The sequence below is a fragment of the Veronia nyctiphanis genome, assembly GCF_004116385.1.
Classification (GTDB): Bacteria; Pseudomonadota; Gammaproteobacteria; order Enterobacterales; family Vibrionaceae; genus Veronia; species Veronia nyctiphanis.
Genome location: NZ_PEIB01000014.1, coordinates 1 through 13578 on the forward strand (window position 1 = coordinate 1; position 13578 = coordinate 13578).

Below are 13578 nucleotides of genomic sequence, written 5' to 3' on the forward strand. Positions count from 1 at the left end.
GGCTGGTTTTAGGGGGCCGTTTCAAAGCCACCTGCTCTGCAGGTGTTTTTTTACTCGGTGAAGGGTAAACTCGCGTAGTAATTGTAGATCCGCAGCGGGGTGATACAATAGCGCCCACAAAATCAGGGCAGACGCCCGCTAGCATTCCGATTGATATTAAGGCAGCTCAATGACGGTTAAAACTCGCTTTGCTCCAAGCCCAACAGGCTTTTTGCATGTAGGTGGTGCTCGCACCGCACTTTACTCTTGGTTATATGCCAAACATACGGGTGGTGAATTTGTTCTTCGTATCGAAGATACCGATCTTGAACGCTCTACTCAGGAAGCCATTGATGCGATCCTTGAGGGAATGGAGTGGATTGGGTTGACTTGGGACGAGGGCCCTTACTACCAGACCAAGCGTTTTGACCGTTACAACCAGCTTATCGACCAGATGATGGCAGAAGACAAAGCATATAAATGTTATGCGCCTAAAGAGCTGCTGGATGAGATACGTGAAGAGCAAATGGCGGCGGGTGTTAAGCCGCGCTACGATGCTAACCATCCAAAAATCGTCGAAGCTAACAGCAATGTGGCTGACGATGCCCCGTTCGTGATCCGTTTCCGCAACCCGAAAGAGGGAACAGTAGTCTTTGATGATCACGTTCGTGGAAAGATTGAAATTGCTAACAGCGAACTCGATGACTTGATCATCCGTCGGACTGATGGCAGCCCGACTTACAATTTCTGTGTTGTGGTTGACGACTGGGATATGGGTATCACCCAGGTTGTTCGTGGCGAAGACCACATCAATAACACTCCTCGTCAAATTAACATCTACGAGGCATTGGGTGCGCCTGTTCCTGAGTTCGCGCACTGCGCAATGATCTTAGGTGACGATGGTGCCAAGCTTTCGAAGCGTCATGGTGCTGTCAGTGTGATGCAATACCGTGATGAAGGTTACCTTCCTCAGGCGCTGCTGAACTACCTTGTTCGTTTGGGCTGGTCTCATGGCGATCAGGAGATTTTCTCTTTGGAAGAAATGATTAATCTGTTCAGCTTAGATTCCATCAGTAAATCAGCGTCAGCATTTAACACTGAAAAGCTGCTTTGGTTGAACAATCACTATATCAAAACGGCTGAGCCAGCATACGTTGCAGAGTACCTGCAATGGCACTTGGACCAGAAAGAGATTGATATCAGCGAAGGTCCAGCAATCGCAGATGTCATCAAACTGGTCGGTGAGCGTTGCAACACCCTGATTGAATTGGCTGAGCAGAGCCGATACTTCTACCAAGAGTATGATGCATTTGATGCAGGCGCTGCCAAGAAACATCTGCGCCCTGTAGCAAAAGAAGCACTGCAGCTGGCACTGAGCAAAGTAGAAGCGTTGGAAGACTGGAATACCGAAAACCTGCACCAAGTGATTGCTGATACCTGTGAAGAGCTGGAGCTTGGAATGGGTAAAGTGGGTATGCCATTGCGTGTTGCAGTGACGGGGCTGGGTCAATCACCGTCCGTTGATGCAGTAATGAATTTGGTTGGCAAAGAGCGCGTCGCCAGCCGAATCGGTAAGGCACTGGCATTTATTTCTGAGCGTGAAGCAAACGCATAAGTCCATTTTTGCTTTTGCAGAGATACAGATAAATGAGGCTGCATTTTGCAGCCTTTTTTATGGCTGAAAAATGAAGTGTCATGCTGAGATCACTGATATAAGTGGCTTGAGGAAAAATAAGGGAATGGCGCTCCCACAGGGACTCGAACCCCGATCGATCGCTTAGGAGGCGACTGCTCTATCCTGTTGAGCTATGGGAGCAAAAAGGTAGACAGAACGACTACCTACTTTTGAGTATACCTAAATCCGTCACGAAATTAAGGGCTAAGAGCCGCTAATTCACGTGTTTGGTTACCAAATCGCCAATTTGAACACTTCGTGCCAATTCTGCTGGACTGACAGAGATTTCAGCAGAGTGATCGTAAACACGTGTCACCGTCAGCGTCATCTCACTTTTTCTGAATTGATTTCTGCTACTGCCAAATTGATCAATAAAAGAGGCGTTGTGCCACAACTGGAGTTTATCACCCATTTTAACGCCATGAACACGGCCGACATTAATCTGACCTTGGTCTCCGTTGAATGCCACTACCTCCGGTGAGGTTGCGCGGCAAGCAAGCACTGATTCCAAATCCAACATAATGTTTCGACTCATCCGCCTTGCCATTTCACCGTATGACGATGCCCAAAATCTCGCTGTTCGGGTATCAACTTTACTGGTGTTCTCAAACGGCCATGCAGCAATATCCCGGTAATTATTCTGATAAATGACATCACCAGTTTTTCCGTCAATCACATCGATGGTCAGAGCAAGTTGGCGGTTAACACCGTCACGTCGAAAGATTCGTTCATCCAGTGTGGCGGTCATATCAGTGATTGAGCCAGAAATAAGGTACTGGGCGTTATTGTCATCAGCAATCATGGTGTTAACGACAGGGTTACCCGGGCTAATGGCCAAATCAGAGACATCGCTGACGACAAAACTTTGGGACTGTTTGTCGAACTGGCGTTGAAGCAGATCAGTGAAGTCATCACCAAAACGGAAAATACCACCCAGAGCGGCATGCTGGGGAGTGACGATACCGAATCGATTCAAGACGATATTTTTTCGATACTGACTTTTGTGGCAAGCTTTTGCCGTTGGGTTGATACTAACCCTTGCCGTTATTGTCACTGCTTTGGTTGAGGTGCGCTCCTCAACAATCTGGATCTCTCTGATTTCGTCACCCGTGAACTGGTAAACGTCCCGTTGTTCACTGAGAAAAGGCTTCAGCCGGGTAACACCTGTGATATCACCGCCAGCAAACTGAATGGCCTGAAACACCGCATCTTCGAGTGCCCGGGTTCTGGCTTCCGACTTACTTTTCAACAGAGCACTGTAACCAGTAACTTCATACCATGCTGCATGCGAGCTGGCGCTAAAGCCCAGCAGGCTGACCATGAGGAAAAGAACAATTCGTTTATACATTTCTGCGAGATTCCATAATGGGTATAAAAATTGCTTTGAGTATCTCAACACTGCCTTAAAGGTTTGGAATGTTGATATCGCGTTTAGGTGATAGATGCAAAGATTGTTCCTCTTTAAAGCTGATTAAAAATGTAAGGTTGCAACACTAATATGGGTGGCTGCACCTGCTACCGAATGATTCCGGAGCCAGAGAAAATGAAGAACTGGATTTTATTCCTGCTGAGCTTAACCACAGTTTCCTGTGCTTATTCTCCGATATATAACGGTAAAGAACCGTATTCAGGCAGCCCAATTACTTTACAGCAAACACCGCGTCACACTATTGACTACTTTCTTGATGGTGTTGCTGAAGAACTCCTTCAGACGAACAATTATTTGACAGCGAAAACGCCGATGGCGGTTGTCTCTTTTGTCGATGTCGAAAATATGACAGAAACAAACTGGCTGGGTAACTCTGTCACTGAAGGTATGATCTATCAAATGCAGCGTCGTGGTTTTACCGTTATTGATTTTAAAACCACGGGAGCCATAAAAGTGACACCTGACGGTGACTTTACAATTAGCCGTAACTGGCGTGACTTAAATCCCTCACAGCAAATAGACTATGTGCTGACAGGAACCATGCTTCGCCAAGGTGGTGGCGTTTTGGTGAACGCAAGAATTGTTGGTATGCGATCCAGAGTGGTTGTTGCAACTGCGCAAGGTTTTTTACCGTCTGATCGAATTGGTCGCGATTTGGATACGCTCAGAAAGGTACGTATTCAGGACGGCGTGATTATTCGCGATGATCAAAACACCCAGAAGAAAAATACGATTGTATTGAAGCCATAAGGTTGGAGGCTGTCATGTTTAAAAAGATACTAACTCTCTCAGCGGTAATGCTGCTCAGTGCCTGTCAGCCACTGTCTCAAATGACACCAATGGAAGTACTGACAGCCGTTGGCACGGCGTCAATCAGTGCTCAAGATGGAAAAACACTGGAAGAGAAGCGTTTCAAAGCTATTAAAGCGTCAAAGTTGGAAGCATACCGCGAGCTGTCTGAGCAAATTTATGGCTTCCGAGTCAGTGGTGAAATGGAAATCGATAAAGAAAGGTTGGGCATTGACAAGGCGAATGGCGAAGTCGACGGTATCATTCGAGGCGCAGAAGTGATTGCAAGCTATCCGGTTGGAGACAGCTATGTCACAGAGATGCGTTTGGACTTGCGCAAAATGAAGAAGATGATGGAATTTGGTGAGGTTCAGTCGGTACCGAGAAACACATCTATTTTGTTTTGATTCTCCCGCAAATAGAGAGATCAAAAAAGGCGCATTACGCGCCTTTTGTTTTTCTGGTCTGATTCAATATAAGAGTTATAAACTCTAACCTGCTCAATTATGCCTTAACGTTAGTACCCAGCGTTTTACTTCCTGATGCCTGACCTTCACTGTCGTAGGTCATTTCAAAACGGCCAGCGGCTTCTTGGAACATATTACGAAGCTTGTGCATGCTTAGGTGAGCACGTTTCAGTGCGTCGCCGTTTGTTTCGTTTAGCTGGTGGCAGTGTGAAAGCAATTTCTTTATTTCGTCAATTTTCTCTCGGTGCTCATCAGAAGGCTCACTGATTTCTGAGCATTGTGAGATAGACGTATCGCCTTGCTTGATTTGATTCAGTAATGTGAGCTTTCGTTTCGCACAGGCCTGAATATCATCAGATTTCCTGTAAGCGATAGCTTGAGTTTCTTCACCAAGCAGGGTTTCAAGATCACAAATAGCCTGCAGTTGCGCTGCAAGCAAATCTTGTAACGAGGACATGTTGTTCATCTGTTGCATAAGATATTATTCTTTGCCGCGGAACTCGTCTTCAAACTTAAGCATATTTGATGCCAGCTTATCAGCATCAATTTGGTATGAGCCGTTTGCAATCGCCGCTTTAATCTCTGCAACTTTGGCTGCATCGAATTGCCCTTCACTGGCAATTTGTTGGTTTAATGCGCCGATAGCTCTGCTTTCGCTGCTGATCGAAACCGCATCAGGTTTGTGTGAGCCGCTCTTTTCAACAGAGGTGCTCGACGCCTGACTTTGCGATTGTTGCGTTTTCTTGTTCTGCGCATTGTTGGTTTGATCCAACTGTTGCCCCGAACGTAAGTGGTTTATTGTACCTGCCATGATTGAGCCTTTTTGGCGAATTAGCCTTTAAATACGTGGCGGAAAAGCCTTACACCCATATATATCGGCTACGATCTGAAAACTTTAGCGTTCTTTTGAAGTAATTTTAAAAGCTTACCTTTACTTCACCTACTGCAGTAATTGTAGCATCTACAATTCTGCGCGATTTACTGTTTCGGACTTTTATGCGATCGCCCAGTGCTCCATCGCTGAGAGCCGTTCCTTTTGCAGTGATATTTATCGGTCCGCTTGCTGCGTTGATATACACTTCATCGTTGCGGCAAACCATGCAGATGTCTGTCCCTTGTATCGGTTGTCCAATGCCAACCGTCCGCTTTACGCGTGACCCAATCAGTGAACTCTTATCTGTGTATGTTTGACCGCGTTGAAAGCCCACATCGACCATTTGAACGACTAAATCAGCTGCTGATAAAGCTACACCACGATCTAACGGCCTTGCTGCTGTCACAACAGGGCTAAGTATGCGAATCTTAACGGGCACATAAAGCTGCCAGTTGTCAGCAAGGCATGTTACCAAGACTGTTGCACTGGTTTTGATTGTTTGACGCCCTGGGATTTGTGTTTTCAGTGGTTCAGGGCAATTGGTCAGTTTGACTCTGCTGTCAACATTTCCCGCGCGTATGACCATTTTTCCATTGACGGGCGCAGTGACTGTGCGGCTGACTTCTTCAACTGCGGCTTCTTTTACTGCATTAAGTTGATTTGTCGTAGCAGCAGCTATACTTGAGCTAAAACTTAATGTGCAAATAAACGAAAATAGCCATAGAACTTTGATTCGTATCATGTGTTACTCAGTGGTTAGTAATCCATCAAACCTTATCATTATATGTGATTGCATGCGCGGCCATTAAATACTGCGATGTAAAAATGGGTGCGGGTTAACTGACCGCGTAGTATGGAGTTGAGTTATGTCGGGTATTCTTGACACGGTAAACCAACGTACACAGCTCGTTGGCCAAAACCGCCTTGAGTTGCTTACGTTCAGGCTGATGACCAAACAACGCTACGGTATAAATGTTTTCAAGGTCAAAGAAGTCTTGCAATGCCCTCCCTTGACTACGGTGCCGAAACTTCATCCGCTCGTAAAAGGTATGGCGCACATCAGAGGCTTAACGTTCTCTGTGATCGACATGAGTCTCGCCACTGGTGGCCCGCCGATTCCAGACCCAGAGAATCGCTTTATGATCATCTCTGAGTTCAACAGAACCACACAAGGCTTTCTTGTCGGTGCGGTTGAAAGAATTGTAAATATGCATTGGGAAAAGATCCTTCCGCCTCCAGATGGTTCAGGAAAGGAGAATTTTCTCACTGCTGTGACAGATATTGACGATGAGTTGGTCGAGATACTTGATGTCGAAAAAATACTCAATAGAATCTCGCCTGTGAATGAGGAAATCAGTGAAGACATCCTTTCTCAAAAAACTGAAGTCACGGATGAGGAAACGGAAAATACTGAAATAATCCTCATCGCGGATGACTCCAGTGTTGCGCGACGTCAGGTAAGACGGACCGTTGAATCGCTGGGTTTCGAAGTTATGCAAGCGGAAGACGGCGGAGATGCGCTCAGGCAGCTCAAAGGAATTGCAGACAATGAGCACATCATTAATCGTTTGGCATTGGTAATTTCAGACATCGAGATGCCAGAAATGGATGGCTATACACTGACAACCGAGATCCGAAAAGATACTCGCCTCAAAGATCTTCATGTAGTATTGCACTCATCACTCAGTGGTGTATTTAATGAAGCGATGGTTCAGAGGGTCGGTGCAGATTCATTCATACCTAAATTTGATCCCGATGAACTCAGTGCTGCCATTTTACAGGTCGTCAAAGCAAGGCGAGAAAAAAACGATAAATGACAAACATAGCGATTACAGAACAAGAGTACCAAGATTTTTGTAAATACCTCGAAGCCAAATGCGGCATTGTATTAGGAGAAAGCAAACAGTATTTAGTCAGGAGCCGGCTGGGCCCATTGCTTACCCGAAATAAAATCGGCTCAATGTCTGAGCTGCTTCAGCTCGTTGTGTCTGGTCGTAATCGTGATCTCGCGGTAGAAGCGATCGATGCGATGACAACTAACGAGACGTTGTGGTTTCGCGACTTTTATCCGTTTGAAATCTTATCGAATACCATTATTCCAGAGGTATCTCGTCGAGGTAAGCAGTTGAAAATCTGGTCTGCGGCGAGTTCATCTGGTCAAGAACCCTATTCGATTGCTATGGCGATTCAAGAATTAGCATTGAAACGTCCCGGCTTGGTTTCAGATGCCAATATCACGGCAACAGATATTTCTTCAGATATGCTGAATCGCTGCCGTCTGGGTGTGTATGACAACTTGGCGTTAAGCCGTGGTCTCTCAGAAGCGCGTAAGAAGCAGTTTTTTGATGATGCCGGCGACGGCAAGATGAAGATTAAAGACCAAACCAAGCGTCTCATCAATTTCCGTCAGCAAAACCTGTTAGATAACTACAAGCTGTTGGGTAAGTTCGATATTATCTTTTGTCGTAACGTGTTGATTTACTTCTCACCAGCAATGAAATCTGATGTGTTAAACCGGATGGCTGATAGCCTTAATCCGGGGGGATATCTGTTTTTGGGCGCCTCAGAGTCGTTGACAGGCCTGACAGATCGCTTTGATATGATTCGTTGTAATCCCGGCATTGTGTATAAGCTGAAATAGCCTCTATTCGCTCGTTTTGCATTAAAAAGGTCGCTCACAGCGGCCTTTTTTCTTTGCCAGCTCTGTCAAACTAGCGCTCATAAGCCTAAATCTGCAATGCTTGCCGCCTGTGGCATTGATTTTGCCTCTTCATATCCATGCCTGTTTCCTCTCTTTAATAAATCAAAGTAGTAAACCCTTGTTATTAAGATAAATAAAAGGCAATCACACCATTTTCGTTTTTTGGCATTCTACTTGCTTTATAACTCTCAGAAGCATTTGGAGGTTACACATGGCAATTTCATTCGATAAGGCACTTGGCGTTCACCAGTATACGGTTGGAGTCAGGTCGAAGCGTGCAGAGACGCTGGCCAGTAACCTCGCCAACGCCAATACACCGGGATATAAAGCGCAGGATGTGAACTTTGAAAAGGCACTTGCTGTGGCAACATCTGGGGCAAAAATTGGCCTGAGCCGGACTGATGGGCGGCATATCCCTGCCACATCGCAGGTCGCGGGTGAAAAAATGTATCGAATTCCTAATCAACCGGATACCGGTGACGGCAATACGGTTGATGCTCAGGTTGAAAGTAACCTGTTTATGCAAAACGCACTCGAGTATCAGGCGTCGTTGGATTTTCTCGGGTCGAAGTTTAGAAATATGACTAAAGCGCTGAAAGGGGAGTAACGGATGAGTCTGTTTAATGTTTTTGATGTAACAGGATCAGCCATGAGCGCAGAAGCGGTAAGGCTTAATACGACATCAAGTAACCTTGCCAATGCGAATGCGGTGACCAGTTCAGCGGATGAAACGTACAAAGCTCGCCACCCTGTTTTTGCCGCGGAGTTGAACCGTTTTCGCTCCCAGCAAGGGGAAAGTGTTCCTGTTCGTGTGGCGGGTATTGTTGAGAGTCAAAAACCCTTGGAAGCGGAATTTATGCCCGACCATCCCATGGCAAATGCTGATGGCTATATCTATAAGCCGAACGTGAATGTGATGGAAGAGATGGCGAACATGATTTCTGCATCACGTTCATATCAGACCAATGCACAGGTTGCTGAGGCGAGCAAACAGATGCTGATGCGCACGCTGCAGCTCGGCGAGTAACAGGAGAGGGTAGATCATGAGCCCAATAGAAGGTGCTGGTAGCGGTTCATCCAGCTACATCGATCAGCTCAAAGAGTTGCAACAAAAGCAACTCAAGGAAAATGGCCAGGAAAAAGTGTCTGGACAGACAGACCTTAAACAGGAAGATTTCCTGTCTCTCCTGACACAACAACTGGCCCAACAGGATCCGTTCAAACCTGTCAGTAATGACAGATGATTGCCCAAATGGCATCGTTTGCGACGGTTGACGGTATCGGAAAAATGAATACGCAGTTTGGTAGCCTCAATGCCGCGATGACATCAAATCAGGCATTACAGGCATCATCTTTGGTCGGCCGTGATGTTCTCGTTCCCGGTAATGAAGGAATGAAGAAAGCAACGGGCGGGGTAGCCGGGATGGTCAAACTTCCACAGGCTGTTGATGGTGCTGTGGTTCGTATCGAAAATGGACAAGGTCAGATTTTACGGACGATTGACCTCGGTGCCAAATCGGCAGGCGACCACAGAGTCGAATGGGATGGCAATGATGAAAACGGCAATCCCATGCCGGAAGGAAAATACAACGTTCGTGTGAGTGGCCTTATCGCTGGCAAATCACAGGAATTTGAAGTGTCAACGTATGCAAATGTAAACAGTGTCCTGCTTGGTAACGGTGACGGCAACGTCATGCTAAACCTTGCTGGTTTTGAGTCACCGGTGAAACTTGCTGAAGTACTCGAAGTAGGTAATGCCGACGTCAGTACGGTAAGTAAAGGTTAAAGGACAAAGGAGTTTTAGCTATGTCATTGAATATCGCGCTGAGTGGTTTGGGTGCTGCTCAAAAAGACATGAATACAACCAGTAACAACATTGCTAACGCAAACAGCTATGGCTTTAAAGAGTCGAGAGCGGAGTTTGGTGATGTGTATTCAGCATCGATTTTCTCAAACACCAAAACGACGACAGGTGGTGGTGTACAGACATCGCTGGTTGCGCAGCAATTCCATGAAGGTTCCAGTATTTATACCAATAACCCGCTGGATTTGCGTGTAAGTGGTACTGGCTTTTTCGCGGTCACTGATGATCCTTTGGTTGCTCAGGACAATTACCTGACACGTAACGGTTCATTCCACCTCGATAAAGACAACAACATAGTTAACGCTGATGGTCAGTTCCTTCTTGGCTATAACGTCGATGAAGAGACCCAACAGGTAGGGTCTTTTGAGCCCAAATCACTGCAGGTACCTGATCAGTTTGGTCAACCTAAATCGTCTCAAAACCTTGAAGTGGGTCTGAACCTGCCGGCAGCTGCAGCAGAGAAAACGGCGGCGTCTTTCAACTACGACGATCCTTCAACATATAACAAATCGACCTCGTCGACGGTATTCGATTCGTTAGGTCAGCCTTACAAAATGACGAGTTACTACGTCAAGAGTAACGCGGCGCCAAATACCTGGGCGGTATATTACACAGTGACTGACGGTAACGGCGAGCAGCCACTTGACGTTGCGAGTGGCGACATCACCAGCTCAAGCGGCCATGCGGGTCATACGGTTTCATTCAATACCGATGGTTCGGTAAATACTGTCAACAGCGGCAACCCGGTAGTGACAGAGACCTTTAACAGTGCTGGTATCTCGATGAACGGTGCGGATGATACTCAGACGCTAACGGTGAATTACGATGAGCCTACGCAATATGCTGCGCCTTTCGAACTTCGCAAATTTACTGAAGATGGTGCGACAACGGGTTATCTTGCCAAGGTTGACATTGATACTCGCGGAACCATTATGGCCTCTTACAGTAACGGTGAGAATGTTGCTCTAGGCCGTGTTGCTATGGTGCGAGTCCCTAACGAGCAGGGCCTTAGCCAAACGGGCAGTACTCAGTGGAAAATTACCACCACATCGGGCGATGCAGTGTGGGGTGAGGGGATGCAAGGTGCGTTTGGTCGAATCAAGAGTGGTACGATTGAGCAATCAAACATCGATATGACGCAGGAGCTGGTGGACCTTATCACTGCTCAGCGTAACTTCCAGGCTAACTCCCGTTCGCTTGAAGTCGGCAACCAAATGCAACAGACGATACTGCAACTTCGTTAATGGTTACCGACTGATATGCCGAAAAATTGCCGCCATCTGGCGGCAATTTTATGCCTGAAGGCAGATTTTTGGCACCAATGATACTTCCCAGTGACACTTCTTCGACGCTGGCACAGACTTTTCTATAAAAATTCCAATAAATACGAACTGGCATTCTTCTTGCTTTAGATAAAGTAACCTAAGGGGAGAATTTCATGGATCGCGCATTATTCCTCGCCATGAGCGGCGCTAAACAAGACATGCAGGCAATGCAATTGCGTGCAAATAACCTGGCCAACGTCAGTACTACGGGTTTCCGTGCTGATCTTGAGCAGGCCCGTTCAATGCAAGCCTACGGCGAAGGGCTTCCAACCCGAGTATTCAGTATGACTGAGCGTCCCGGGTTCAACTCAGCGCAAGGCTCTACCGTCACGACTGGGCGAGACCTTGATGTGGCGATTCGTGGCGATGGTTGGATGGCGGTTCTTGATAACCAAGGACAAGAAAGCTACACCCGTTCTGGCCACCTAAAAGTGGATGAAACCGGTTTGCTACAAAACACCAGCGGTCATCTCGTCGCTGGTGAATCAGGTGCACCGATATTTATTCCTCTCCCCGTGTCAAAAATAGAGATTGGTAAAGATGGCACCGTATCGGTACTGCCGAAAGGTGCACCGCCTGAAGCGATTCAGGTGGTAGATAGAATTAAGCTGGTCAGGCCCGACAACCAGGAACTGGTCAAAGGTTCTGACGGCCTGTTCCGTTCGACACAGCCTGGTGAGATTTACCCTGCAGATGCGGGTGTTACGCTTGAAAAGGGCATGCTCGAAGGGAGCAACGTAAATGCAGTAGGTGAAATGACAAGCCTCATCGAGCTTCAGCGTCATTTCGAAATGCAGGTCAAACTAATGAAAACGGCAGAGGAAATGGATCAGGCATCCAGTTCTCTGTTGCGTCTGGGTTAAGTAAGAGGAAGTTACTATGCATCCGGCATTATGGGTGAGTAAAACAGGTCTGGACGCTCAACAGACTAATATATCGACAATTTCGAACAACCTGCTAACGCCTCGACCATTGGCTTTAAAAAGTCACGAGCGGTGTTTGAGGATCTTTTCTACCAAAACATCAACCAGCCAGGCGGCCAATCAACGCAGAACACCGAACTACCGAGTGGTTTGATGCTGGGTGCCGGTTCTAAAGTTGTCGCCACGCAGCGCGTACACAGCAACGGTAATGCGCAGACCACCAATAACTCACTCGATCTGATGATTGAGGGCGATGGCTTCTTCCAGGTTCTGCTACCGGACGGCAATATCGGTTACCAGCGTAACGGCCAGTTCACCATGAACGACGAAGGTGCGCTTGTGACGTCGGGTGCAGGTTATCGCCTGCAGCCTGAGATTGTGATTCCGCCTGATGCCATCAATATTGCCATCGGTACCGACGGTGAAGTATCAGTGCGTGTTCGTGGGCAGCAAGCAAATCAGGTGCTGGGTCAAATCACCACTGTAGATTTCATCAACCCGGGCGGTTTGGAGCCTATCGGTCAGAACCTTTACTTACCGACCGGCTCAAGTGGTGACCCTCAAGAGGGTGTGCCGGGACTTGATGGTCTTGGTGATATTCGTCAGTCAATGTTGGAAACATCAAACGTTAACGTGACGGAAGAACTCGTGAACATGATTGAAGCGCAGCGCGTCTACGAAATGAATTCCAAGGTGATTTCATCGGTTGACCAGATGCTGAGCTACGTGAATCAGCAGTTGTAATGGAGTAGGTGAAGGATGAAAAAGTGCATTCTCATTCCGGTTCTGGGAATTTTGGTGTCAGCCTGTGCGACTCCTCCCGTCTTGGACGAAGTTACCGCGGGTACGTCAACCAAGCCTGCTGTAGAGACGGGTGACCCTGCGCCTCAAAGCGGCGGACTCGTTGATATGCTGAGAAGCGTGATGATCCGTCGGCAGGTGATCCTGCATGGTCTCCGCTTCATCCTACTCGTAAGCCTGAACATTACGCGACGGCAACGGGTTCGTTGTTTGACGTGAATATGACACACAGCATGTACGACGATAAACGTCCTCACCAGATTGGCGATATCGTGACTGTCATGCTGGAAGAAAAAACACAGGCGAAGAAGACAGCCAGTGCGGATGCAACAAAAAGCAGTGATTTGAGCATGGACCCGCTTAAGGTGCAGGGGCAGCCTTTCTTGTTGGGTGAAAAAGAACTGTCGTACGAGGCGAAACATAACAACACCACGTCCGGCACCAGCAATGCCAATCAAAGCAACAGTATCTCTGGTTCAATTTCTGTCGAAGTGATTGATGTATTGGCAAATGGCAACTTAATGATCCGTGGTGAGAAATGGTTGACGCTAAACACTGGGGATGAATACATCCGTTTGAGCGGCACAATTCGCCCAGACGATATCAGTTCAGAAAACACCGTGGCTTCAACCCGTATTTCGAATGCCCGAATTCAATATTCTGGAACCGGTGACCGTCAGGATACGCAAGAGCAGGGATGGTTGGCACGATTCTTCAATGTCATTCTGTAACCCAACGGTTTGCAGATTAA

At 47.1% G+C, this 13578-nt stretch carries 13 protein-coding genes, 1 tRNA gene and 3 pseudogenes; 12 read left to right on the plus strand and 5 right to left on the minus strand.

Going from position 1 to position 13578, the window contains the following annotated elements; translation table 11 throughout:
• Positions 1-169: 169 nt before the first annotated feature.
• Positions 170-1594 (plus strand): glutamate--tRNA ligase, encoded by a 1425-nt coding sequence (gene gltX / locus CS022_RS12310; protein WP_129122525.1) that lies wholly within the window; start codon positions 170-172, stop codon positions 1592-1594.
• Between the two features lie 125 nt (positions 1595-1719).
• On the opposite strand, the gene CS022_RS12315 is transcribed toward gltX, so the two are convergent.
• Together CS022_RS12315 and CS022_RS12320 are read right to left on the minus strand one after the other, a co-directional pair.
• Positions 1720-1795, minus strand: a tRNA-Arg gene (locus CS022_RS12315).
• A 73-nt stretch (positions 1796-1868) separates the two neighbouring features.
• Positions 1869-3002 carry a flagella assembly protein FlgT gene (locus CS022_RS12320; protein ID WP_129122526.1) on the minus strand — a complete coding sequence of 378 codons (1134 nt, stop codon included), beginning with the start codon at positions 3000-3002 and terminating at the stop codon, positions 1869-1871.
• A 195-nt stretch (positions 3003-3197) separates the two neighbouring features.
• On the opposite strand from CS022_RS12320, the gene CS022_RS12325 reads away from it, so the two are divergent.
• Together CS022_RS12325 and CS022_RS12330 are read left to right on the plus strand one after the other, a co-directional pair.
• Positions 3198-3833, plus strand: coding sequence for a FlgO family outer membrane protein (locus CS022_RS12325; protein WP_129122527.1), 636 nt, complete (start codon positions 3198-3200; stop codon positions 3831-3833).
• A 14-nt stretch (positions 3834-3847) separates the two neighbouring features.
• Positions 3848-4279, plus strand: coding sequence for an LPP20 family lipoprotein (locus tag CS022_RS12330; RefSeq protein WP_129122528.1), 432 nt, complete (start codon positions 3848-3850; stop codon positions 4277-4279).
• Positions 4280-4376: 97 nt separating this feature from the next.
• Here CS022_RS12330 and CS022_RS12335 read toward each other — a convergent pair whose 3' ends face one another.
• The 3 genes from CS022_RS12335 to flgA all read right to left on the minus strand — a co-directional run bounded on the left by CS022_RS12335 (position 4377) and on the right by flgA (position 5955).
• Positions 4377-4796, minus strand: coding sequence for a flagella synthesis protein FlgN (locus CS022_RS12335; protein ID WP_235869487.1), 420 nt, complete (start codon positions 4794-4796; stop codon positions 4377-4379).
• 24 nt (positions 4797-4820) lie between these two features.
• Positions 4821-5150, minus strand: a complete 330-nt coding sequence (gene flgM, locus CS022_RS12340) for a flagellar biosynthesis anti-sigma factor FlgM (RefSeq protein ID WP_129122529.1) — start codon at positions 5148-5150, stop codon at positions 4821-4823.
• A gap of 106 nt (positions 5151-5256) precedes the next feature.
• Positions 5257-5955, minus strand: a complete 699-nt coding sequence (gene flgA / locus CS022_RS12345) for a flagellar basal body P-ring formation chaperone FlgA (RefSeq protein ID WP_129122530.1) — start codon at positions 5953-5955, stop codon at positions 5257-5259.
• A 124-nt stretch (positions 5956-6079) separates the two neighbouring features.
• On the opposite strand from flgA, the gene CS022_RS12350 reads away from it, so the two are divergent.
• The 9 genes and pseudogenes from CS022_RS12350 to CS022_RS12390 all read left to right on the plus strand — a co-directional run bounded on the left by CS022_RS12350 (position 6080) and on the right by CS022_RS12390 (position 13558).
• Complete coding sequence (locus CS022_RS12350; RefSeq protein WP_129122531.1) at positions 6080-7030, plus strand: chemotaxis protein CheV; 951 nt, start codon at positions 6080-6082, stop codon at positions 7028-7030.
• Complete coding sequence (locus CS022_RS12355) at positions 7027-7854, plus strand: CheR family methyltransferase (protein WP_129122532.1); 828 nt, start codon at positions 7027-7029, stop codon at positions 7852-7854. The genes CS022_RS12350 and CS022_RS12355 overlap by 4 nt, the downstream gene beginning before the upstream one ends.
• Before the next feature lie 271 nt (positions 7855-8125).
• Positions 8126-8521, plus strand: a complete 396-nt coding sequence (gene flgB / locus CS022_RS12360; RefSeq protein ID WP_129122533.1) for a flagellar basal body rod protein FlgB — start codon at positions 8126-8128, stop codon at positions 8519-8521.
• A 3-nt stretch (positions 8522-8524) separates the two neighbouring features.
• On the plus strand, positions 8525-8941 hold the full coding sequence (gene flgC, locus CS022_RS12365; RefSeq protein ID WP_129122534.1) for a flagellar basal body rod protein FlgC: 417 nt from the start codon (positions 8525-8527) through the stop codon (positions 8939-8941).
• A 16-nt stretch (positions 8942-8957) separates the two neighbouring features.
• A pseudogene (gene flgD / locus CS022_RS12370) lies at positions 8958-9700 on the plus strand (flagellar hook assembly protein FlgD).
• A 20-nt stretch (positions 9701-9720) separates the two neighbouring features.
• A complete protein-coding gene (flgE, locus tag CS022_RS12375) occupies positions 9721-11022 on the plus strand; it encodes a flagellar hook protein FlgE (protein ID WP_129122535.1) in 1302 nt (433 codons plus the stop codon).
• A gap of 194 nt (positions 11023-11216) precedes the next feature.
• Entirely contained in the window at positions 11217-11966 is a 750-nt protein-coding gene (flgF, locus tag CS022_RS12380; protein WP_129122536.1) for a flagellar basal-body rod protein FlgF, read from the plus strand.
• A gap of 16 nt (positions 11967-11982) precedes the next feature.
• Positions 11983-12770, plus strand: a pseudogene (flgG, locus tag CS022_RS12385) (flagellar basal-body rod protein FlgG).
• A gap of 15 nt (positions 12771-12785) precedes the next feature.
• Positions 12786-13558 (plus strand): annotated as a pseudogene (locus CS022_RS12390) (flagellar basal body L-ring protein FlgH).
• The last annotated feature ends 20 nt before the right edge of the window (positions 13559-13578 follow it).